This window comes from Mesorhizobium sp. EU05-FHT14A09, from assembly GCF_058790995.1.
On sequence record NZ_JBYTDF010000001.1, the window covers coordinates 909,909 to 931,187 of the forward strand.

The window sequence follows — 21,279 nt, forward strand, 5'->3', positions numbered from 1 at the left end:
GGCCGAGTTAGATCGGCCGCACCAGGATGTGTTTTTTCTTGCCGAGCGAAAGCTTTACGATCTTTTCCGGACTCAGGTCCCGAAGTGTGACGGAGCGCCGTTCGTCGGTAATCGCCTCGTCGTTGACGCGTACCGCGCCGCCCTGGACGTGGCGGCGTGCTTCGCCGTTGGATGCAGCGAGGCCGGCCCGCACCAGCAGAGCGAGGAGGCCTATGCCTGCCTCCAGTTCGGAGCCCGGCACTTCGATTGACGGCAGATTGTCGGCGACCGCGCCTTCCTCGAAGGTCTTGCGCGCCGTCTCGGCAGCGTCCTCTGCCGCCGCACGTCCATGCACGATGGCGGTCACTTCCGTGGCGAGGATCTTCTTGGCTTCGTTGAGTTCGGAGCCCCCAAGTGCCTCCAGCTTCGCGATTTCGGCGAGCGGCATGCGGGTGAAGATCTTCAGGAAACGACCGACGTCTGCGTCTTCCGTGTTGCGGAAGTACTGCCAGAAATCATAGGGGCTGAAGAGATCGCCGTTCAGCCAGACCGCGCCTGAGGCCGACTTGCCCATCTTCTCACCGGAGGATTTGGTGAGCAGCGGCGTGGTCAGTGCGTAGAGCTGCGGGCCGCCCATGCGGTGGCTGAGATCAACGCCGTTGATGATGTTGCCCCACTGATCGGAGCCGCCCATCTGCAGCACCGTGCCGTAGCGCCGGCTGAGCTCGGTGAAGTCGTAGCCCTGCATGATCATGTAGTTGAATTCGAGGAACGACAGCGACTGCTCGCGGTCGAGCCGAAGCTTCACGCTGTCGAAGGACAGCATGCGGTTGACCGAGAAGTGCCGGCCGACGTCGCGCAGGAATTCGACATAGTTGAGCTTCAGCAGCCAGTCGGCATTGTTGACCATAGTCGCCGGGTTCGAGCCGTCGTAGCGCAGGATGTTGCCGTAGACCTTCTTGATGCTCTCGATGTTGTTTCCGATCTGTTCAACCGTCAGCAGCTTGCGCTGCTCGTCGCGGAACGAAGGGTCTCCTACCATCGACGTGCCACCGCCCATCAGCGTGATCGCTTTGTGGCCGGTTTCCTGCAGCCAGTAGAGCATGGTCACGGTGATCAGGTTGCCGATATGGATCGAGGTCGCGGTGGCGTCATAACCGACATAGCCGCTGATCTGGCCTTTCGTTGCCAACGCATCGAGCCCTTCCGGGTCGGAGATCTGGTGAATGAAGCCACGTTCGTCGAGAACGCGCAGAAAGTCGGACTTGAAGGCGGCCATGACAGGATTCCGGAAAACAACAAGAAAACAGCGCGGCTCTTGGCGTGCGCCATTCCGGGGCTTTAGCATCGCCGGGCCTGGAATCACAAGAATATAGGTCAGGAATGCCTCAATTCTGCGCAATAGGTCTGATGAGCGGCACCTCGATGGACGGCATCGACCTCGCCATGCTGCGCAGCGACGGCGAAAATACGCTCGAGCGCGGCCCATCCTTCTTCGTGCCTTACGAGGCTGCCTTCCGCCAGCGCATCGCGGCCGGGCTGGAGGAGGCCAAGGCCATTGTCAGGCGCGAGGAGCGTACAGGCACGCTTGTCGACCTCGAGCGGGAGATCACGGAGAGGCATGCCGACGCGGTCGAGCGCTTTCTGTCAGGGGAAGCCAGGAACTGGGCCCGACCTGACCTGATCGGCTTCCACGGCCAGACCGTTCTGCACAGGCCGCATCTGGGCCTGACCGTTCAACTGGGTGACGGGCCGTTGCTCGCCGCACGCACCGGCTTGCCGGTGGTCTATGACATGCGCGCCAATGACATGCTTCATGGTGGGCAGGGAGCCCCGCTCGTTCCCACCTACCATGCCGCGCTGGCCAAGGCATTGCCGCAACCCTTTGCAGGCGAATATCCGGTTGTGTTCGTCAACATCGGCGGCATTTCCAACATCACCTATGTCGGGGACAGCGGCGATCCCATTGCTTTCGACACCGGCCCCGGCAACACGCTGATCGACCAATGGGTGTCGCGCGAAGGCGGCGTGCCGTTCGACGCCGGTGGCGCGATCGCCAGCGAGGGCGGCGTGATCATCTCGGTTGTCGAGCGCTATCTCGACAGTCCGTTCTTCGCGAAATCTGGGCCTAAGTCATTGGATCGCAATGATTTCACGCTCGCCGAGGTCGAGGGACTGGAACTCGCCGACGGCGCCCGCACATTGGCGAGTGTGTCGGCCGAGGCGGTTCTGAAATCAGCCGACCATATGCCGCAGGCGCCGAAGCTGTGGATCATATGCGGTGGCGGCCGCAAGAACCCGCATATCGTCGGCGACCTGCGTGCCGGTGCGCAAAAGGCGGGGGCACAGGTGATCCTCGCCGAGGACGCCGGCTTCGACGGCGATGCGACGGAGGCGGAAGCCTGGGCTTATCTGGCCGTGCGGGCCGAACGCCGCCTTCCCTTGACGTTTCCAACCACGACCGGCTGCCGCGAAGCGGTGACGGGCGGTGTGATCACGCGTCCGTGAACGGGAAGGGGGCATCTCTGATGCTTGCCACGATCTGGCCGCTGGCGTAAGGAAAGCCCGCGTTCCGGTGGACGCGCCGCCGTTCCAGAGCACGCGTCGGGCCGACCGCGTTGCTTGACATTCGTGAAGCTGTTCCGGTCGATCTGATTGCCAATGGCGGACGCCTTGATCTCCATCGTTATCCCAGGCCGCAACGAGGCGGCCAATTTGCCTCTGCTGATCGACGAGATCGCAGCCGCCATGAGCGGAAGAGATTTCGAGGTGATCATCGTCGATGACGGATCGACCGATGACACAGCAGCGGTGCTGGCCGCCCAGGCTGCCGCGCGGCCGTTTCCGGTTCGTCACATCCGCCATGAGAAATCCTCGGGACAGAGCCTTGCGGTGCGTTCCGGCGTGTGGGCGGCACATGGTGACATCGTCGCCACCATCGATGGCGATGGCCAGAACGATCCGCAATACATTCCGGTTCTGGTCGACGCGCTGCGCGACGCCGGACCGGAGGTGGCCGCTGCCCAGGGACAACGCCTGAAGCGGCGTGACAGCAAGGCCAAGCAGCTTGCCTCGCGCTTTGCCAATTGGCTGCGCAATGCCATTTTGCACGACGAAACCCGCGATACCGGCTGCGGCCTGAAGGCCGTACGTACCGAGATCTTCCGCAAGCTTCCGTTCTTCGATGGCACGCATCGCTTCGTGCCGGCATTGATCATCCAGGAAGGTTACGGGGTTGTGCACCGTGATGTGGTCGACCGCTCGCGTCGTCACGGCAAGTCCAATTACGGCATTTTCGATCGTGGCCTTCAAGGGGCCGCCGATCTGCTCGGAGTTTGGTGGTTGCGGCGCCGGCGTCGGCGCATGCCAAGGGCGAGGGAAATCACGCATGGATAGTGTGTTCCAGGGGCTGATGACCTGGCTGCACGAAGTCTTCGTGCTGCAGTTCGACGGCTGGGTCCTGCTCGGCTTCATCGCCCAGTTCTTCTTCACCATGCGTTTCGTGGTGCAATGGGTGGCCTCCGAACGGGCCAAGCGCTCGGTGGTGCCGATCGCCTTCTGGTTCTTTTCGCTCGGCGGTGGCGGCCTGCTGTTGGTCTATGCGATCCAGCGCCGTGATCCGGTGTTCATCGCGGGGCAGGGGTTGGGTCTCTTCATCTACATCCGCAATCTCTGGCTGATCGCGAATGAGCGTAAGGCTGCCATGAGCAAGGTCGACTAACTCAGGCGATTTCGAAGAGGTCGGCCATGACCGGTAGATGCAGCAACTCTTCGAAATCGCCTTCAATGGCGCGGGCGTCCACGGCGGGTCAATCTTTCGATAGGAGATCAAGCGCGTGGAGATGACCAGAAAATATCTGTTTCTGTTTCTCTTCAGCCTCGTGCTTTCGGCATCGGGGCTGGCCAGCCTGCCGGTGGTGGATCGCGATGAGGCGCGTTTCGTCCAGGCCACCAAGCAGATGGCCGAGAGCGGCGACTATATGGACATCCGCTTCCAGGAGGCTTCGCGCTACAAGAAACCGATCGGCATTTACTGGCTGCAGTCGGCAACCGTAGCGCTGAGCGGCGAGGGAGCCGCGGCACCGATCTGGATCTACCGTCTTGTCTCTGCCTTGGGTATCGCGATCGCTGTCGTTGCGACGGCCTGGACGGCCACTGCGCTGTTCGGCGCCAATGCGGGCCTGGCGGCGGGCCTGGTGGTCGCCGCCATCTTTGCCACCGCCTTTGAAGGGCGTATCGCCAAGACCGACGCTTTCCTGCTTGCCTGCTGCGTGCTGGCGCAAGGTGCGTTGGCGCAGATCTATGTCGCGGCGCGGCGCAACGAGAGGTCGGCGGCCTACTTGCCCTGGCTGTTCTGGATAGCGCAGGGACTGGGCATCCTGATCAAGGGGCCGATCACACCGGCGCTGTCGCTTCTCACCATCCTGGTCCTGCTCGCTTTCGAGCGAGATGCGCGTTGGCTGTCGCGGCTGAAGGCCGGGCGTGGCTTGCTGCTGACGGCTCTCATCGTCGTGCCCTGGCTTGCCATCATCACCTGGAAGAGCGGTGGAGCCTTCTGGCAGGAAGCCGTGGGCAAGGACCTCGTCGGCAAGGTTGCCGACGGTCAGGAATCGCACGGCATGCCTCCGGGTTACTATTCGCTGACCTATTCGCTGTTCATGTGGCCTTTCAGCCTGATTGCGCTCGGTGCCGGGCTGGCTGCCCTCAACCACATGCGCGGCGACCCGCGCCTGCGGTTCTGCCTTGCCTGGTACATACCGTTCTGGGTCCTTCTCGAACTGGTTCCCACCAAGCTGCCGCATTATGTGCTGCCGGCGTATCCCGCTGTTGCGCTGCTGGTCGGCTGGCTGTTGACCCTGACGCCGGAGCAGGCGGCTCTGAAGCGCTGGCAAACCTGGCTCTATTGGGCGACGGCCTTCGGCCTCGTCGTCGTCACGCTCGGGCTGGCGGCGATCGCGGTGGGGGCGCCGCTTTATCTCACCGGCGCATTCAATCCGTGGAGCATTCCAGCAGCCGTTTTTGCGCTCGCGGCAGGCTATCTGGCATTCCCACGCCAATCGCAGCTGTCGTTGAATCGCATTGGAGCGGCAGCTGCCGCGGCGGGCGCGGCATATGCCGTCCTGATCGGCCTCATCGTGCCGACCCTGACACCGATCTGGTTGACCCCGCGCATTGTGGCCGCGATCCAGAACAACAAGCCATGCGAGACTTCGGTTCTGGCATCATCGCAATATCATGAGCCAAGCCTGATTTTCATGGCCGGCACCAACACCAGATTGACCGATACGCAAGGGGCCGCGGCTCACCTGGCAACCGACCCGACCTGCGCTTTGGCGCTCGTTCCCATTGCCGACGAGCCGGCGCTGCAATCCGCACTGACAGGCTCGGGCAAGACGGTGACACGCCTGACAGAAATCGACGGCACCAATTATTCGTCCGGCGACAAATTGGCGCTCGGACTCTACAAGGTCGCCAAGCCTTGACCATTCGTTAGCCAGACCTTGATGATCTGTCATGATAGCGTCACTCTACCGATGTGTTGCTGCCGCTGATCGGCGGAACTGGGGTAAGGGGCTTTGACTATGAAGGACGCAGGCGCGCCATCGCGGCCGCTGTTGCTGCGCATGCTTGCGCGCAGCCGAGAGAACACCGCCATCACCTTTGCCGTCATTGGTCGCCGTTTCCGCCAGCGGCCGGCGCAATACGACCGGATTTTCTGGCTGCCCTGGACGATAGGATGCGTACTTCTGGCGGGATTGGCCGCGATCTATCTCGATCACGCGTCGATACGCGAGTGGCATCCGGCTTTGAATGCGTTCGCGGAGATGTCGACCCCCCTGGGTCTGGGGGAATGGTATCTCTGGCCGGCCGCTGCATGGGTGCTGGTCGCCAATCAGATCGACTGGTCGCGCCTGGGGCGCAAGCAGCTTGTTGCCGTCTATAACCGTACCTCCATTGCGCTTTTCGTGCTCGTTGCTGTCGGGTTGCCGGGATTGCTGACAGTCGTCCTGAAGATCTTGTTCGGTCGCGCGCGCCCCGCGCTCTACGCGGAATATGGGGCGTTCTCATTCCATCCGTTCACGGTGAAAGCGATCTTTGCTTCTTTTCCCTCCGGGCACGCCACCACGATCGGTTCGGTCACAGCCGTCCTGGTGCTTTTGTTCCCGCGTGGGAAATATTGGTTCCTGCTCCTGGGCCTATGGTTCGCCGCGACGCGCATCTTTGTCGGAGCTCATTACCCTAGCGATACCGTCGTCGGTTTTGGCCTTGGTTTTGGCCTGGCGGTGGTGGCAGCGATTGTCTGCGCGCGCCTCGGCTTCCTGTTCCGCTCAAACCCGGCAGGTCTTCCCCTTTTGCGGCGGACTGTCTGGCGCACGCCAAGACGCGACAGGGTTTCGGGAGGGCATGTCGTTCAAACCCCGCCTGCTGCCAGGCACCTGGCCGGGTAGAGCTATTCCAGCAGAAGCGTGTAGCGGTTTTCCGTCTACAACTGCGTAATAACAAAGAGTTGGAGCGTTTTCGTCAGGGGTGAAAACGCCCTAGTCGAGCCCGCCATAGCGACGTACCAGCGCGGCCATGTCGGGCGAATACGGCGAAGCTTCGTGATCAAGGCCGGCCTCAACGCCTACGCGGTCCGCAACCGGCCGGTTCTGGCTCACCTTCCATTTGCCGGTGATGGCTTCAATCGTGATCTCCACGCCCACGATGCCCTTGATCTGCGACTGGATGAATTCAGGTGGGGCATCCTTCACCGCCCAGGCCTGCTCCCGCCCATCTTCCTGTTGGCCGGTGAGATCGGCGATCTGCCGGGCAATCCAGGCGCCGTCGTCCATGATCTTCGCGGTCCCGCGTACCTGCACGATGGCATAGTTCCAGGTTGGCACCACCTTGCCGGTCTAGCGCTTGGTCTCGTACCAGGACGGGGTGACATAGGCATCACTGCCCTGGAAGACGATAAGGATTTTTGCCGACGGATTGTCGGCAAGCAGCCGCCAATGCGGATTGGCTTTGGCCAGATGCGCTCTCAGCATACCTTGCGCACCGCCTTCCGCATCCAGCAGAAACGGGACCGGGTCCGCGGCGGGCCCGTCTACGCTGTTGGAAATCAACAGTCCCAGCGGATGCGCGCGGACCAGTGCGTGCAGGATTTCGAGGCGGGTCTCGTTGAAATGCTGCGGCTGGTACAAGGGCAAGTCCTCTTATCCGGGACCAGCTTGACGCCAACGCGCTCCGTCGGCAATGCGCCTGTTGCAGCCGACGACTGTCTCAGCCCAGTTGCGCCAGATGCAGCAGCGGAAAGGGTTTTCCTGAACCATCGAGTTCGGAGCGCCCCACCTGCGTGAAGCCACATTTGAGATAGAAGGCCAGCGCGCCGGGATTTTGTTCGTTGACGTCCACATTCAGACGTCCCTTCAGCGCAGCCGCGTGCTCGACCAACTGTTTGCCGACGCCCTGTCCATGGTGGGCGGGATCGATGAACAACATTTCGAGATTTGCGCCGTCGAGCCCCGCAAAGCCGAGCAACTGGCCGTCCTCGTTCTCGGCAACATAGACCTCCAGCGCCGGTATGTGCAGGTCACGCAGCCGTGGCAGGAAGAACTGGATGTCGTCCTCAGTCAGGAAATGATGCGTGGCGCGCACGGCGGCGAGCCAGATATCAACCAGGCGCGCAGTATCGCGCTCGGCGAACGGTCTTATTTTCATGTTCGGTCCCGCTGCCGGCGGAGCCGGCAGATATGTTCAGAGCGTTTCCGTTTTGCGGAAACGCTCTTCTTAAGCAATTCCGGACGGAAAACCGCTACGCGCTTTTCCTGGAATTGTTCTAGCGGAGTCGCTTCGGCCGCGGATCGGCCAGCTCGCCGGCCAGGCGGCGGTCGAGATAGTCCGCGCATTCCTCGATCAGCAACTCTGCATCGTTGGCGAAGAAGTGGTTGGCGCCCGGAAGCGTCTTCTGGGTGATGGTGATGCCCTTCTGGGTATGCAGCTTGTCCACCAGTCCCTGCACGTCCTTGGTCGGTGCGACCTTGTCGGCATCGCCATGGATGATCAGGCCCGATGACGGGCACGGGGCCAGGAAGGAGAAATCATAAGTATTGGGCTGTGGCGCTACCGAGATGAAACCTTCGATCTCCGGACGGCGCATCAGCAGTTGCATGCCGATCCAGGAGCCGAACGAATAGCCGGCCACCCAGCAGCTCTTGGAATCGGGATGCAGCGACTGCACCCAGTCGAGCGCTGCTGCCGCATCGGAAAGTTCGCCGGTGCCGTGGTCGAATTCGCCCTGGCTGCGGCCGATGCCACGGAAATTGAAGCGCAGCGTGGTGAAGTTGCGTTTCTGGAACATATAGAAGAGGTCATAGACGATCTTGTTGTTCATCGTGCCGCCGAACTGCGGGTGCGGATGCAGGATGATGGCGATCGGCGCGCTTTTTTCCTTGGAAGGTTGGTAGCGACCCTCAAGGCGCCCGGCCGGACCGGCGAAAATGACCTCTGGCATGAATAACTCCTGGTGTACGCTATATGGTGTTAGAACAATTCCCGCTCCGGCCCCAATCCAAGCTTGACGCAAGGCGAGCGCCTACCTAGAAGCTAGTTTAGAACTGTTCAAAACTGCATGGCCGAGATGTAAGGCTCTGCCATTGCTGCCGCAAGCCGCGTAATAGGACGGCTGGCCTTGGAATTTCAAGGAAATAACGCTTCTCGTCGCGAGAGCGGGTTTTGAAGGGAAAACACCGGGTAAAATGGCCGAGCCTCGCGCCTATCTCGACTATAATGCCAGTGCACCGCTGCTTCCAGCGGCGCGCGCGGCGGTGGTCGTTGCGCTGGATGCGGCAAATCCCTCCTCAGTGCATGCCGAAGGTCGCGCTGCGCGGCGCCTGATCGAAGATGCGCGCCGCGATGTGGCAGCACTCGTCAATGCCAAGCCGGATCATGTAATCTTTACCTCCGGTGCGACCGAGGCGGCAGCGACGCTTCTTTCTCCGGACTGGCGTATGGGGCGTGCTGCTCTGCGCATGGCGTGCCTTTACGTTTCCGCAGCCGAGCATCCCTGCGTGCTGAACGGTGGCCGTTTCACCCAGGAGAAGGTCACGCGCATCGGCGTGACGCGCGATGGCCTCATCGACCTTGAAGCTTTGACGTTGGCGCTTGCCGGCCACGACAAGGCCGATGGACTGCCTCTGGTTGCGATCCATGCTGCCAACAATGAGACCGGTGTCATCCAGCCGGTCGCTGAGGTCGCCACCGTTGTGAAAGCGGCGGGAGGTGTCCTGGTGGTGGATGCAGTGCAGGCGGCAGGCCGCGTTCCGCTCGATATGTCAGCGCCTTACGCGGATTATTTGATTCTTTCTTCGCACAAGCTTGGCGGACCCAAGGGCATTGGTGCCATCGTTGCGGCGTCTGATCTAATGATGCCGATTTCGCTGGTTCCCGGCGGTGGCCAGGAGAAAGGTCATCGCGGCGGTACGGAGAACCTCGCCGGGATTGCCGGTTTCGGCGCAGCTGCGCGCGAAGCGCTGGCTGGGCTGGCCGATATCGAGGGCGTCCGGCAGCGTCGCGATACCATCGAGGCCATCGTGAGCGAATTGGTGTCCGATGCCGAAATTTTCGGAAAGCGCGTGGAACGCCTTGCCAATACGACGTTCTTCGCTATTCCGGGCGCCAAGGCCGAGACGGTGCAGATCGCTTTCGATCTTGCAGGCGTCGCTTTGTCGGCAGGCTCCGCCTGTTCATCCGGTAAGGTTGGCCCCAGCCACGTGCTGAAAGCGATGGGGCATGGCGAGGAGGGTGGAGCGCTGCGCGTCTCGATTGGCGCCGCAACGACCGCCGAGGACGTCGAACGGTTTCGCAAGGCGCTGGCCGGCATTGCCGCTCGCCGCGCCGCACGGGAAAAAGCCGCCTGAAAAGGCGGAGAGAATTCAGGCTTCGGCCTGGTAGAGCCGTGTGTTCCAATTGGCCGGGTGTTTTCTTGGCCGGAGCGCACTATATGGAACTTACGCCGCCAAGCACGGCCCGTATCGGGCCGGCGGTGCCATAGTTTGAAAACGGCCGGGCCTTGACCTCGGCATGGATGGAGAACGCTTATGCCTGCCGTGCAGGAGACGATCGATCGAGTCCGAAAGATCGACGTCGACCAATATAAATATGGCTTTGAGACGACGATCGAAACCGACAAGGCCCCCAAGGGCCTTTCGGAAGACATCATCCGTTTCATTTCCGAAAAGAAGAATGAGCCGGAGTGGATGCTGGAATGGCGTCTGGAAGCGTATCGCCGCTGGCTGACGCTGGAAGAGCCGACCTGGGCGCGTGTCGAATATCCCAAGATCGACTTCCAGGACCTCCACTACTACGCGGCACCGAAGAACCAGTCCGGTCCGAAGTCGCTGGACGAGGTCGATCCGGAGCTGCTCAAGGTTTATGAGAAGCTCGGCATTCCGCTGAAGGAGCAGGAAATCCTCGCCGGCGTGCAGAAGGAAAAGGCACCGGTCGATGGCCTGTCGGACGAGGATGCAAGCGACAACGTCTACAAGTCCGGCCGTGTCGCGGTCGATGCCGTCTTCGACTCGGTTTCGGTCGTGACCACCTTCAAGGAAGAGCTAGCCAAGGCCGGCGTCATCTTCTGCTCGATCTCGGAAGCCATCCGTGAGCATCCGGAGCTGGTGAAGAAATATCTGGGCTCGGTCGTGCCGACCTCGGACAATTTCTATGCCACGCTGAATTCCGCGGTCTTCACAGACGGCTCCTTCGTCTTCGTGCCGAAGGGCGTTCGCTGTCCGATGGAACTCTCGACCTATTTCCGCATCAACGAGAAGAACACCGGCCAGTTCGAGCGTACGCTGATCATCGCGGAAGAAGGAGCATACGTCTCCTATCTGGAAGGCTGCACCGCACCGCAGCGCGACGAGAACCAGCTTCACGCCGCAGTCGTCGAGCTGGTCGCGCTGGATGATGCCGAGATCAAATATTCGACCGTGCAGAACTGGTATCCCGGCGACGCACAGGGCAAGGGCGGCATCTACAATTTCGTCACCAAGCGTGGCGACTGCCGCGGCCACCGTTCGAAGATCTCGTGGACGCAGGTCGAGACCGGTTCGGCGATCACCTGGAAGTACCCGTCCTGCATCCTGCGCGGCGACGAGAGCCAGGGTAACTTCTATTCGATCGCGGTGTCGAACGGCTATCAGCAGATCGATAGCGGCACCAAGATGATCCATCTCGGCAAGAACACCAGGAGCCGGATCATCTCCAAAGGCATCGCTGCCGGCTTCAGCCAGAACACCTATCGCGGCCAGGTCTCGGCTCATCGCAAGGCAACCAACGCGCGCAACTTCACCAACTGTGACTCGCTGCTTATCGGCGACCAGTGCGGCGCACACACGGTTCCCTACATGGAAGCCAAGAACTCGACCGCCAAGTTCGAGCATGAGGCAACGACGTCGAAGATTTCCGAGGACCAGAAGTTCTACGTCATGCAGCGCGGCATTCCCGAAGAGGAAGCCATTGCGCTGATCGTCAACGGCTTCGTCAAGGATGTCATCCAGGAGCTGCCGATGGAGTTCGCCGTCGAGGCGCAGAAACTCATCGGTATCTCCCTGGAGGGAAGTGTGGGGTAGTGAGCGCGAGCCCCAGAATCCATCGAATTGCCGACGCGATACAGTGGGCAATGATCGGTGTTTTGGGCTTGCTCCTCACGGCGGCAATAGGCGGAGCCGTCCTGGTATTGATTGGTGCCATCGGTGGATGGTCAGAACTCAAGGCACTGGGCGGTTATGTAGCCGGAACTGCTGCTGGTTGTTTTTTTCTCGGGTTGTTTGTGATGCCGCCGTTTTTCAGGTTCGTGTCCGACCTCTCGAGAGTGACTGACCGCGATGATGCGCGGTGAAGAAACAGAATTTTGAAGGTAAGAAGATGCTTGAGATCAAGAACCTGCATGCCCGCATCGCCGATGACGGCACCGAGATCATCCGCGGCCTGAACCTTACGGTGAACAAGGGCGAAGTCGCCGCCATCATGGGCCCGAACGGCTCCGGCAAGTCGACGCTGTCCTATATCCTCGCCGGCCGTGAGGACTACGAGGTCACCGAAGGCGACATCCTCTACAACGGTGAATCGATCCTGGAGATGGATCCGGCCGAGCGCGCTGCCGCCGGCATCTTCCTGGCGTTCCAGTATCCGATGGAAATACCGGGCGTAGCGACGATGGAATTCCTCAAGGTGGCGATGAACGCGCAGCGCAAGGCGCGTGGCGAAGAGCCGCTGAAGGTGCCGGAATTCCTAAAGCTGGTGAAGGAGGCCGCCGCCTCGCTCGACATGGACATCGCCATGCTGAAGCGCCCGCTCAATGTCGGCTTCTCCGGTGGTGAGAAGAAGCGTGCCGAGATCCTGCAGATGAAGCTGCTCGCGCCGAAGCTGTGCGTGCTCGACGAGACTGATTCCGGCCTCGACATCGATGCCTTGAAGATCGTCTCCGACGGTGTGAATGCGCTGCGCTCACCCGACCGGGCGATCATCGTCATCACCCACTACCAGCGCTTGCTCGATCATATCGTTCCGGACAGCGTGCACGTGCTCTACAAGGGCCAGGTCATAAAGTCGGGCGACAAGTCGCTGGCGCTCGACCTGGAGGCTAACGGTTATGCCGGCGTGATCGGCGAGGCTGCGTGAGGGAGCTGTCATGAATGCACATGTTCAACCACAGCTGACCCAGGCCGAGACCGCGTTGATCGACGCCTTCGGCGAGCGGCAGTCGCTGCTGCCGGGCGATGGCGAGGTCATGGTTCGCCGTGACAATGCCATCGAGGCGCTGAAGTCCGGCCTGCCGACGAAGCGCGTCGAAAGCTGGCATTACACCAACCTGCGCACCTTGCTGCCGGCCGTGCCGGCTTTCGATGCATCGGCAAAGGCCAAGGCTATCGCGCCGGTCATCGAAGGTTCGACCGTGGTTTCGGTGCTGAATGGCGCATCGGCATCCAAGTTCCCGACGGTCGAAGGCGTTTCGTTCGCTCGCCTGTCGGACAAACTGATCGACGGCAGCTTCGCGCCGGCGCTCGATCTTTATGGTGCGGATGATACCATCGGCGCGCTGAACACCGCTTTCGTTGCCGATGGCGTGTTTGTTGAAATCGCCGATGAGGTCGAACTGGAAAAGCCGATCGAACTCCAGAACGTGCAGGCCGGTGGCCAGAGCCACGTGCGGTTGCCGGTCCATATCGGCAAGGGCGCCAAGGCGGTCATCGTCGAGCGCCAGACCGGCGAGGGGGCTGCGCTTACCTCGTCCGTCAGCCAGCTGACGCTGGAGGAGGGCGCCGAAGCAACCTGGCTGATCGTGCAGGAGCAGCCGGAAACCGCTTCACATCTTGCCCAGTTCAAGGCGTCGATCGGCAAGGACGCCAAGCTCACTTTGTTCTTCCTGAACGCTGGCGGCAAGCTGGTGCGCCAGGAGGTCGTCGTGGCAACCACGGGCGAAGGCGCGGATTTCAAGCTGCGCGGCGTCAACCTGCTTGCCGGCGACACGCACACCGACGTGACCATGGTGCTCGACCATGCCGTGCCGCACACGACATCGACGGAAGTGATCCGCAATGTCGTCACTGGCAAGGCGCGTGGCGTCTTCCAGGGCCGCATCAACGTGCACCAATACGCGCAGAAGACCGACGCCAAGATGGCCTGCAACACCTTGCTGCTGTCGGACGATGGCGAGTTCTCGACCAAGCCGGAGCTGGAAATCTTCGCTGACGACGTCCAGTGCGGTCACGGCGCCACCGTCACAGAGATCGATCACGGCCATCTTTTTTACCTGATGGCGCGCGGCATCGACGAAAAGAGTGCGCGTGGCCTGCTGGTGAAAGCCTTTGTCGCGGAAGTGATCGAGGAACTGGAAGACGAGCAGATCGTCGAGACGCTGGAAGCCAAGCTCGACGAATGGTTCGCGACGCATGGGTAGCAGTGAGTAGCGAATAGTGAACAGGGAGTGGCGGAAGGAACACCGCTACTCCCGAACACCACCGACTGCTGACTGCCCACCATCCGCTGTGGGTAGGAAATGGACCACGTGCTGAACACCACCGCCCCCTACGACGTCGAGGCGATCCGCCGCGATTTCCCGATCCTGTCGCGCGAGGTCTATGGCAAGCCGCTTGTCTATCTCGACAACGGCGCCTCTGCGCAGAAGCCGCAGGCGGTGCTGGACACCATCCAGCACGCCTATTCGCAGGAATATGCCAATGTCCATCGCGGCCTGCATTTCCTGTCGAACGCCGCCACCGATGCCTATGAAAAGGCACGCGAAACTGTGCGGCGCTTCCTGAATGCGCCAAGCACCGACAACATCATCTTCACCTCCAACACCACGGCAGCCATCAACACGGTGGCTTATGGCTGGGGCATGCCGAATATAGGCGAGGGTGATGAGATCGTGCTCTCGATCATGGAGCACCATTCCAACATCGTGCCATGGCATTTCATCCGCGAGCGCCAGGGCGCCAAGCTTGTCTGGGTGCCGGTGGACGATTTCGGGGCATTCCATATCGAGGAATTCGAGAAGCGGCTCACTGACCGCACCAGGCTCGTCGCCATCACCCAGATGTCGAATGCTCTGGGCACAGTGACGCCGATCAAGGAGATCTGCCGGATCGCGCACCAGCGCGGCATTCCGGTCCTTGTCGACGGCAGCCAGAGCGCCGTGCACATGCCGATCGACGTGCAGGACCTCGATTGTGACTTCTTCGTCTTCACCGGTCACAAGGTTTATGGCCCATCCGGCATCGGCGTGCTCTACGGCAAGAAGGAGAGGCTTGAGGCCATGCGGCCCTTCATGGGCGGTGGCGAAATGATCGTGGAGGTGACGGAGGATGTCGTCACCTACAACGATCCACCGCATCGCTTCGAAGCCGGCACGCCGCCGATCGTGCAGGCGATCGGTCTTGGGGCTGCGCTAGAATACATGGAAAAGATCGGCCGTGAACGCATAGCCGCGCATGAGGCCGACCTGAAGGCCTATGCGCATGAGCGGCTGCGGTCGATCAACTCGCTGCGCATTTTCGGCGACGCGCCCGACAAGGGCGCCATCATCTCCTTCGAACTCAAGGGCATCCACGCCCATGATGTTTCGATGGTCATCGATCGGCAAGGCGTTGCCGTGCGTGCAGGCACGCATTGTGCGCAGCCACTGTTGAAACGCTTCGGCGTGACCTCCACATGCAGGGCATCCTTCGGCATGTACAACACCCGCGCCGAGGTTGACGCGCTGGTCGAGGCGCTGGAAAAAGCACGGAAATTCTTCGGGTAAGAGCCATGGAAGACGCCGCGATCACTGAAACGGAGACACCGCAGACGGCTTCGGCTGACGCTGCACCCGTCTCGGCCATTCCCGCCGACGAGCTGGCGCGTATCACCGACGACATCGTTTCGGCGCTGAAGACGGTCTACGATCCTGAGATTCCGGCCGACATCTATGAACTTGGGCTGGTCTACAAGATCGACATCGAGGACGACCGCACGGTCAAGATCGACATGACGCTGACGGCGCCTGGCTGTCCGGTGGCTGGCGAAATGCCTGGCTGGGTCGAAAACGCCGTTGGCACCGTGGAAGGTGTTTCCGGCGTCGAGGTCAAGATGGTGTTCGACCCGCCATGGACGCCGGACCGCATGTCGGAAGAGGCTCAGGTCGCGGTGGGGTGGTATTAGGCCGTCTTGCACGGCTGCGAAAACTTCACCATCTTATAGATAGACTCGTTCCGTGGGCCTTGAACCCGCGTGAAACTGGAGAATGACATGGGACGCTTCGCCGTCATCTCAATGACCGACAGGGCCGCCGAGCGCGTGCGCGAGATCATGGCCACGCGCGAGAATGCGCATGGCATTCGCCTGGGCATCAAGAAGGGCGGCTGCGCCGGCATGGAGTATACGGTCGACCTGGTGACCGAGCCGAACGCCAAGGACGACCATGTCGAGCGTGACGGCGCGCATGTCTATGTCGCGCCCGAAGCGGCATTGTTCCTGTTCGGAACCGAGATGGATTTCGAGCGCACCACGCTGCGCACCGGTTTCACCTTCCGCAACCCGAACCAGTCATCGGCCTGCGGCTGCGGCGAATCCGTGGAGTTGAAGCCCGCGGATCTCAAGGCACTGGCCGAGGCTCGCGCCCAAAGCGTCGCCTGAGATTTTCCGCGTCGTAGTGCAGCGGGCGGAACGCGCATTTTTCCGCCTCAACGGGTAGGCACTTGAGGATTTTCTCGAGCGAAGGCTGATCGCTTCTTTCTTCCCGTAAACGGGAGAAGAGAACTCACTCCACCCACATGCCTGTCCTGCGATGCCAGTCGGCGATCGATTCTTCAGGGTAGAGATCGAAGACCTTGTCGCCGTCGCGAATGTCAGGCTCCACCCAGCTGCTCTTGTATTTCAACATCAGGTGCGTACGCTCAAGCGGCTCGGGCAGGTCGGTATCGACAGCCGATGCGAACGGATGCACCAGTTCCGGCCAGGTAGGATCGTAGAGCCATAATGCCGAGCCGCAGTTCCTGCAGAAATTGCGTTCGCCCGTGGATGTCTCGCACACAGGGCGTTCGTCGTCCTGGATCTCGGCGCGGTAGACACCGAGGTTCTCCTTGCCGGTTATCTGCAGGCTGACGGAGACGGCGCCCAGGTTGATTGCGTATCCGCCGCCGCCTTGTTGCTTGCGGCAGATCGAGCAATAGCAGAGCTGATAAGGCGCCGGTGTGTGGCTTTCGACCTCGAAGCGCACTGAGCCACAACGGCAGGAACCTTGAAGAAGCAAGGGCATGATTGTTTCCTCTATTTTTGGCCTGAACCTTACACGTTCTCTCTGCAAAACCTGTCAGGAGAGCTTTGGTTGCGCCGTGACATTCACTCGAGCGTTTCCGTTTCTAACGGAAACGCGGAAACGCTCTAACTCTTTGTTTTGACGCAATTCCGTACGGAAAACCGTTAGACACTTTTCCTGGAATTGCTCTGAGGTTCGTGACAGGATCAAGCCATGGACAATGATGCGATTTCCGACCTTTTCGCCGGCCTGGGCCCAGTCAGCATCCGCCGGTTGTTCGGCGGCAAGGGCATTTATTTCGACGGTGTCATCGTGGCTATCGAACTGCGTGGCGAGCTGATGCTGAAGGGCGATGCCGAGCTCGGCCAGGAATTCGACGCTGCGGGCTGCACGCAATGGACCTATGTTGGCTCGCGCCATGGCAAGCAGGTGGCGATGCCGTATTGGACCTTGCCGGACGGTGCGGCTGACGATCCGGATGAAATGGCAGGCTGGGCGAGAAAGTCCTATCAGGCTGGCCTGCGCTCCGGAAAGTGAACAGGCCAGACTGCAGGGATGCCGCTGAAATCAGCTGCAGGAAAACGCGTTCATTTTCTTTTCGAAATCGATGTCGACGTCGGATGTCAGCTTGCCGTTGAGGGCATAGCCTTGAAATACGGAATACGCGGCTGATGCCGTAAAGCCGTGGTTTTCAAGGAATTTCACGTTTTCTGTTTCCGCTCCCATCGAACCCAGCTTGTCGAACCGGGCGTACCATTTGCTGTAAGCGGTATAGGGTTTCTTGTTGTAGGGAGCCTTGCTCTGCAGGCCGTCGTCGATCCACTTCTTGAAGCTTTCCTGTTTCAGGAACGCCTTGCCTTCCTTGATCTGCCTGGCCACCTGCTGCTCATAGGCCGTACATTTGGTCGCGGCCTGACTGCTCGCCACACCCGTGAACAGCGCCGCGGCGCACAAAGCCGCGACGGTCAGTTTTTTCTTGATCAGCATTCTGTCCTCGTCCCTATGTCACCCGCCGGAAGCATCGTGAACACAGTTGCGTGGCATAGGGAAGACGCGGCCTAGGACGCGGCTGCCTTTTCTACAGCGCAGTGATCAAAGCGCCTTGGCGACCTGTGCCGCGACGCGGGCATTGTTTTCCACCAGCGCGATGTTGGTCTTCAGGCTGCGGCCGTTGGTGATCTCAAGGATCTTGCCGAGCAGGAATGGCGTCACCGATTTGCCGGTCACGTTCTGCGCTTCCGCTGCCTTCTGCGCGGCCTCGATATAGCCGGCCATCTCGGCGGCGGGGATCTCGTCGGCAACAGGCACCGGATTGGCTACCAGCAAGCCACCATCAATGCCCAGCGCCTGGCGGGTCTTGAACAGCCTGGCGATCTTTTCGGGCGCATCCAGCGTCAGCGGCGCGCGGAACGGCGATTGCCGCGACCAGAAGGCCGGCATGGTTTCGCAGCCATGGCCGATCACCGGCACGCCACGCGTTTCCAGAACTTCCAGCGTCTTTTCGATGTCGAGGATGGCCTTGGCGCCTGCCGATACCACGATGACCGGCGTGCGTGCCAGCTCATCGAGATCGGCAGAGATGTCGAAGCTCTTTTCCGCCCCCTTGTGCACGCCGCCGATACCGCCGGTGGCGAACACCTTGATGCCGGCCATATGCGCCGCGATCATCGTCGCGGCCACGGTCGTGCCGCCGGTGCGTCCTTCCGCGACGGCGAAGGCGAAGTCGGCGCGTGACAGCTTCATCGCGTCACCGGTCATGGCGAGCGATTCCCTTTCTCCGTCGGACAGCCCGATCTTGATGCGGCCATTGACGACAGCGATCGTCGCAGGCACCGCCCCTTCATCCGAAATGATCTTTTCGACATTGGCCGCCATCGCGCCATTGTCTGGGTAGGGCATGCCGTGGGTGATGATGGTCGATTCCAGTGCCACCACCGGCCGCCCAGCCTTCAGCGCCTCGGCCACGGGGCCATGGATATCGATATAGGGGCGGGCGGTTTCGAGGATCATGAGAAGTCTCCGGTCGGCGTCACGCAGTTGGCGAACAGCCGTTCAACAGGGGGATATGCCGCCCTCATGCCACTTCCTGCGCGTCGGGCACAAGGGCCAGGGCTGCGGCAAAGGATGCCTGGGTGAAGTCAGGCACGGCGAGCGGGCTTTCGATGGCGAGCCCCGCGGCGGCAACGCCTTCGCGCAAGGCGAGGCGCAACGGCAGGCCGCGCAGCAGGGCCGCGGTGGTGGCACCGGCCAGCGCGTCGCCCGCGCCGGTCACATCGATGACCGCCTTCGGCGGGGGCGGGGTAATCGAAAAGGCGCCGTCCTTGTCGAAGCCGAGCGCGGGGCGGTCTCCCGCCGTCACCACGCCGCCACGCATGCCGATCCCCCTCAGACCTGCCACCAGCTCTTTCTCTGGCGCTTCGCGTGACAGGCCGGTCAGTGCCGCTGCCTCGCGGCGGTTCATGAAGACCAGGGCCGGCCGCTCGAACAGCGATGTGAGCCGCACCACCTTGGCCGGCGAGATGGCGATGACGAAGATCGGTCGGTCTCCGGCCTGCGCCATCAACCTTTCGAGCGCCGCAGTCGGCAGGTTCGCATCGCACAGGATCGCCTCCGCCACCTCGATTGCAGCGCGGATGTTGGCGCGACGCAGCTGCTTCGCAAAAGCGAGGTCGTAGAGCCCCATGTCGGCAAACCCCACCACGAGCTCGCCCTCACTGTCGAGGATCGCGGTGTAGCTCGGCGTGGCACGGTCGAGGAAAGTGACCGAAAGGTCCTTGATACCCGCCTGGGCGATCGTGCGTGCAACTGTCTCGCCCGCTGTGTCGCCGCCGCGGACCGACATCAGGGAAGCGGAGATGCCGCGCCGCACCACTGTGCGCAATGCATTGAAGACACCACCACCGACATCCTCGCGCATTGAGCCGGGGTTGGACGCTGCCGGTATATAGGAGCCGCTGACCTGACCGCGCCGGTCGATATGCGCGCCACCAATGGCGAATAGTCTTGGCATCGGACTCATGCAGGCACCGCGCCGCGATTGGTCATGTTATGGTCGGTTGGTGCGGTCGTGCCGAATCGGCGACCGCCTTGTCGCGTCAATGTGATGTCCGTGCGCCAGAATGCTTTTCGGGTGCCGTGGGTAAAACAAAAAAAGAACAAATACGGATTTACTATATTTTTCAAAACGTTGATGCGCCTTGCCAAAACGGAACAAAAAGAGTACATAATCCCAAGGGATCCCGGACTGTCCGGCCTTCATTGACGACCAAGGGGTGATGTATCATGGCTCAGAATAGCTTGAGGCTTGTAGAGGACAATTCGGTGGACAAAACAAAAGCGCTCGACGCTGCGCTGTCGCAGATCGAACGGGCATTCGGCAAGGGCTCGATCATGCGGCTCGGTGCCAACGAGCAGGTGGTCGAGATCGCCACGGTGCCGACAGGCTCGCTGGGACTCGACATTGCGCTCGGCGTCGGCGGCCTGCCGCGCGGCCGCATCATTGAAATTTACGGACCGGAAAGCTCGGGCAAGACCACGCTGGCGCTGCACACGGTGGCGGAAGCACAGAAGAAGGGCGGCATCTGCGCTTTCGTCGATGCCGAACATGCGCTCGACCCGGTCTATGCCCGCAAGCTGGGTGTCGATCTGGAAAATCTTCTGATCTCGCAGCCGGATACCGGTGAGCAGGCGCTGGAGATCTGCGACACGCTGGTGCGCTCCGGTGCCATCGACGTGCTGGTCGTCGATTCGGTCGCAGCCCTTACCCCGCGCGCTGAAATCGAGGGCGAAATGGGCGATTCGCTGCCGGGCCTGCAGGCTCGCCTGATGAGCCAGGCGCTGCGCAAGCTCACGGCTTCGATCTCGCGCTCCAACACCATGGTCATCTTCATCAACCAGATCCGCATGAAGATCGGCGTCATGTTCGGTTCGCCCGAGACGACCACCGGCGGTAACGCGCTGAAGTTCTACGCCTCGGTGCGCATCGACATTCGCCGCATCGGCTCGATCAAGGATCGGGACGAGGTCGTCGGCAACCAGACCCGCGTCAAGGTCGTTAAAAACAAGCTGGCTCCGCCCTTCAAGGTCGTTGAATTCGACATCATGTATGGCGAAGGCGTGTCCAAGACCGGTGAATTGATCGACCTCGGCGTCAAGGCCGGCATTGTCGAGAAATCGGGAGCATGGTTCTCCTACAACTCCCAGCGTCTGGGCCAGGGCCGCGAAAACGCCAAGCAATTCCTGCGTGACAATCCGGATCTTGCCCGGGAGGTCGAGCTGGCGCTGCGGCAGAATTCGGGGCTGATCGCGGAGAAGTTCCTCGACAACGGCGGCGACAGCGACAACGATCTCGACGCTGCAGAAGGCTAGGGGCGCGGTCTGCCCTGTTGCCTGGTGACATTGTTTGACCGCCGGCCTTGTGCCGGCGGTTTGCATTTCGGGCGATAGCCTGGCGGTTGCGCGGCTTTTCCTGTTTCTGGACAGGCTGGAAGGCTGCCGCTAAAAGGCCTAGTCCATTTCCG

At 61.2% G+C, this 21,279-nt stretch carries 21 protein-coding genes and 1 pseudogene; 14 read left to right on the forward strand and 8 right to left on the reverse strand.

The window, feature by feature from the left end; all coding sequences use genetic code 11:
- Window positions 1–7: 7 nt before the first annotated feature.
- A complete protein-coding gene (gene tyrS / locus AC3WTO_RS04115; protein ID WP_492459404.1) occupies window positions 8–1,258 on the reverse strand; it encodes a tyrosine--tRNA ligase in 1,251 nt (416 codons plus the stop codon).
- A 104-nt stretch (window positions 1,259–1,362) separates the two neighbouring features.
- On the opposite strand from tyrS, the gene AC3WTO_RS04120 reads away from it, so the two are divergent.
- The 5 genes from AC3WTO_RS04120 to AC3WTO_RS04140 all read left to right on the forward strand — a co-directional run bounded on the left by AC3WTO_RS04120 (window position 1,363) and on the right by AC3WTO_RS04140 (window position 6,428).
- Window positions 1,363–2,487 (forward strand): anhydro-N-acetylmuramic acid kinase, encoded by a 1,125-nt coding sequence (locus tag AC3WTO_RS04120; protein WP_492459405.1) that lies wholly within the window; start codon window positions 1,363–1,365, stop codon window positions 2,485–2,487.
- 153 nt (window positions 2,488–2,640) lie between these two features.
- Window positions 2,641–3,375: a glycosyltransferase family 2 protein gene (locus tag AC3WTO_RS04125; protein ID WP_492459406.1), complete on the forward strand. Its 735-nt coding sequence runs from the start codon at window positions 2,641–2,643 to the stop codon at window positions 3,373–3,375.
- The gene (locus AC3WTO_RS04130) at window positions 3,368–3,700 is read left to right on the forward strand and encodes a lipid-A-disaccharide synthase N-terminal domain-containing protein (protein ID WP_492459407.1); all 333 of its coding nucleotides are present in this window, start codon (window positions 3,368–3,370) and stop codon (window positions 3,698–3,700) included. Before AC3WTO_RS04125 ends, AC3WTO_RS04130 begins: the two co-directional genes overlap by 8 nt.
- A 121-nt stretch (window positions 3,701–3,821) precedes the next feature.
- Window positions 3,822–5,462: an ArnT family glycosyltransferase gene (locus AC3WTO_RS04135; protein WP_492460033.1), complete on the forward strand. Its 1,641-nt coding sequence runs from the start codon at window positions 3,822–3,824 to the stop codon at window positions 5,460–5,462.
- A gap of 99 nt (window positions 5,463–5,561) precedes the next feature.
- Window positions 5,562–6,428: a phosphatase PAP2 family protein gene (locus AC3WTO_RS04140; RefSeq protein WP_492459408.1), complete on the forward strand. Its 867-nt coding sequence runs from the start codon at window positions 5,562–5,564 to the stop codon at window positions 6,426–6,428.
- Window positions 6,429–6,518: 90 nt separating this feature from the next.
- Here AC3WTO_RS04140 and AC3WTO_RS04145 read toward each other — a convergent pair.
- From AC3WTO_RS04145 to AC3WTO_RS04155, 3 genes and pseudogenes are all read right to left on the reverse strand, one after another.
- Window positions 6,519–7,166 (reverse strand): annotated as a pseudogene (locus AC3WTO_RS04145) (FMN-binding negative transcriptional regulator).
- A gap of 79 nt (window positions 7,167–7,245) precedes the next feature.
- Complete coding sequence (locus AC3WTO_RS04150) at window positions 7,246–7,683, reverse strand: acetyltransferase (protein WP_492459409.1); 438 nt, start codon at window positions 7,681–7,683, stop codon at window positions 7,246–7,248.
- 118 nt (window positions 7,684–7,801) lie between these two features.
- Complete coding sequence (locus AC3WTO_RS04155; RefSeq protein ID WP_492459410.1) at window positions 7,802–8,476, reverse strand: alpha/beta hydrolase; 675 nt, start codon at window positions 8,474–8,476, stop codon at window positions 7,802–7,804.
- Between the two features lie 244 nt (window positions 8,477–8,720).
- On the opposite strand from AC3WTO_RS04155, the gene AC3WTO_RS04160 reads away from it, so the two are divergent.
- The 7 genes from AC3WTO_RS04160 to sufA all read left to right on the forward strand — a co-directional run bounded on the left by AC3WTO_RS04160 (window position 8,721) and on the right by sufA (window position 16,137).
- Window positions 8,721–9,881, forward strand: a complete 1,161-nt coding sequence (locus AC3WTO_RS04160; protein WP_492459411.1) for a cysteine desulfurase family protein — start codon at window positions 8,721–8,723, stop codon at window positions 9,879–9,881.
- 180 nt (window positions 9,882–10,061) lie between these two features.
- On the forward strand, window positions 10,062–11,591 hold the full coding sequence (gene sufB / locus AC3WTO_RS04165) for a Fe-S cluster assembly protein SufB (protein WP_492459412.1): 1,530 nt from the start codon (window positions 10,062–10,064) through the stop codon (window positions 11,589–11,591).
- A gap of 295 nt (window positions 11,592–11,886) precedes the next feature.
- Window positions 11,887–12,642, forward strand: coding sequence for a Fe-S cluster assembly ATPase SufC (sufC, locus tag AC3WTO_RS04170; RefSeq protein WP_379072684.1), 756 nt, complete (start codon window positions 11,887–11,889; stop codon window positions 12,640–12,642).
- A 10-nt stretch (window positions 12,643–12,652) separates the two neighbouring features.
- Window positions 12,653–13,921 carry a Fe-S cluster assembly protein SufD gene (sufD, locus tag AC3WTO_RS04175; protein WP_492459414.1) on the forward strand — a complete coding sequence of 423 codons (1,269 nt, stop codon included), beginning with the start codon at window positions 12,653–12,655 and terminating at the stop codon, window positions 13,919–13,921.
- A gap of 108 nt (window positions 13,922–14,029) precedes the next feature.
- Window positions 14,030–15,265 carry a cysteine desulfurase gene (locus AC3WTO_RS04180; protein WP_492459415.1) on the forward strand — a complete coding sequence of 412 codons (1,236 nt, stop codon included), beginning with the start codon at window positions 14,030–14,032 and terminating at the stop codon, window positions 15,263–15,265.
- Window positions 15,266–15,270: 5 nt separating this feature from the next.
- Window positions 15,271–15,663 carry an SUF system Fe-S cluster assembly protein gene (locus tag AC3WTO_RS04185; protein WP_492459416.1) on the forward strand — a complete coding sequence of 131 codons (393 nt, stop codon included), beginning with the start codon at window positions 15,271–15,273 and terminating at the stop codon, window positions 15,661–15,663.
- Window positions 15,664–15,750: 87 nt separating this feature from the next.
- Window positions 15,751–16,137: a Fe-S cluster assembly scaffold SufA gene (sufA, locus tag AC3WTO_RS04190; protein WP_492459417.1), complete on the forward strand. Its 387-nt coding sequence runs from the start codon at window positions 15,751–15,753 to the stop codon at window positions 16,135–16,137.
- Window positions 16,138–16,261: 124 nt separating this feature from the next.
- Here sufA and AC3WTO_RS04195 read toward each other — a convergent pair whose 3' ends face one another.
- On the reverse strand, window positions 16,262–16,759 hold the full coding sequence (locus AC3WTO_RS04195) for a GFA family protein (RefSeq protein ID WP_492459418.1): 498 nt from the start codon (window positions 16,757–16,759) through the stop codon (window positions 16,262–16,264).
- 213 nt (window positions 16,760–16,972) lie between these two features.
- On the opposite strand from AC3WTO_RS04195, the gene AC3WTO_RS04200 reads away from it, so the two are divergent.
- Window positions 16,973–17,296: a TfoX/Sxy family protein gene (locus AC3WTO_RS04200; protein ID WP_492459419.1), complete on the forward strand. Its 324-nt coding sequence runs from the start codon at window positions 16,973–16,975 to the stop codon at window positions 17,294–17,296.
- A 30-nt stretch (window positions 17,297–17,326) separates the two neighbouring features.
- Here the strand turns inward: AC3WTO_RS04200 and AC3WTO_RS04205 are convergent, their stop codons facing one another.
- The 3 genes from AC3WTO_RS04205 to AC3WTO_RS04215 all read right to left on the reverse strand — a co-directional run bounded on the left by AC3WTO_RS04205 (window position 17,327) and on the right by AC3WTO_RS04215 (window position 19,778).
- A complete protein-coding gene (locus AC3WTO_RS04205) occupies window positions 17,327–17,746 on the reverse strand; it encodes a hypothetical protein (RefSeq protein ID WP_492459420.1) in 420 nt (139 codons plus the stop codon).
- A 105-nt stretch (window positions 17,747–17,851) separates the two neighbouring features.
- A complete protein-coding gene (locus AC3WTO_RS04210) occupies window positions 17,852–18,769 on the reverse strand; it encodes a pseudouridine-5'-phosphate glycosidase (RefSeq protein ID WP_492459421.1) in 918 nt (305 codons plus the stop codon).
- 64 nt (window positions 18,770–18,833) lie between these two features.
- Window positions 18,834–19,778 carry a carbohydrate kinase family protein gene (locus AC3WTO_RS04215; RefSeq protein WP_492459422.1) on the reverse strand — a complete coding sequence of 315 codons (945 nt, stop codon included), beginning with the start codon at window positions 19,776–19,778 and terminating at the stop codon, window positions 18,834–18,836.
- A 263-nt stretch (window positions 19,779–20,041) separates the two neighbouring features.
- On the opposite strand from AC3WTO_RS04215, the gene recA reads away from it, so the two are divergent.
- Window positions 20,042–21,127, forward strand: coding sequence for a recombinase RecA (recA, locus tag AC3WTO_RS04220; protein WP_492459423.1), 1,086 nt, complete (start codon window positions 20,042–20,044; stop codon window positions 21,125–21,127).
- Window positions 21,128–21,279: the final 152 nt, after the last annotated feature.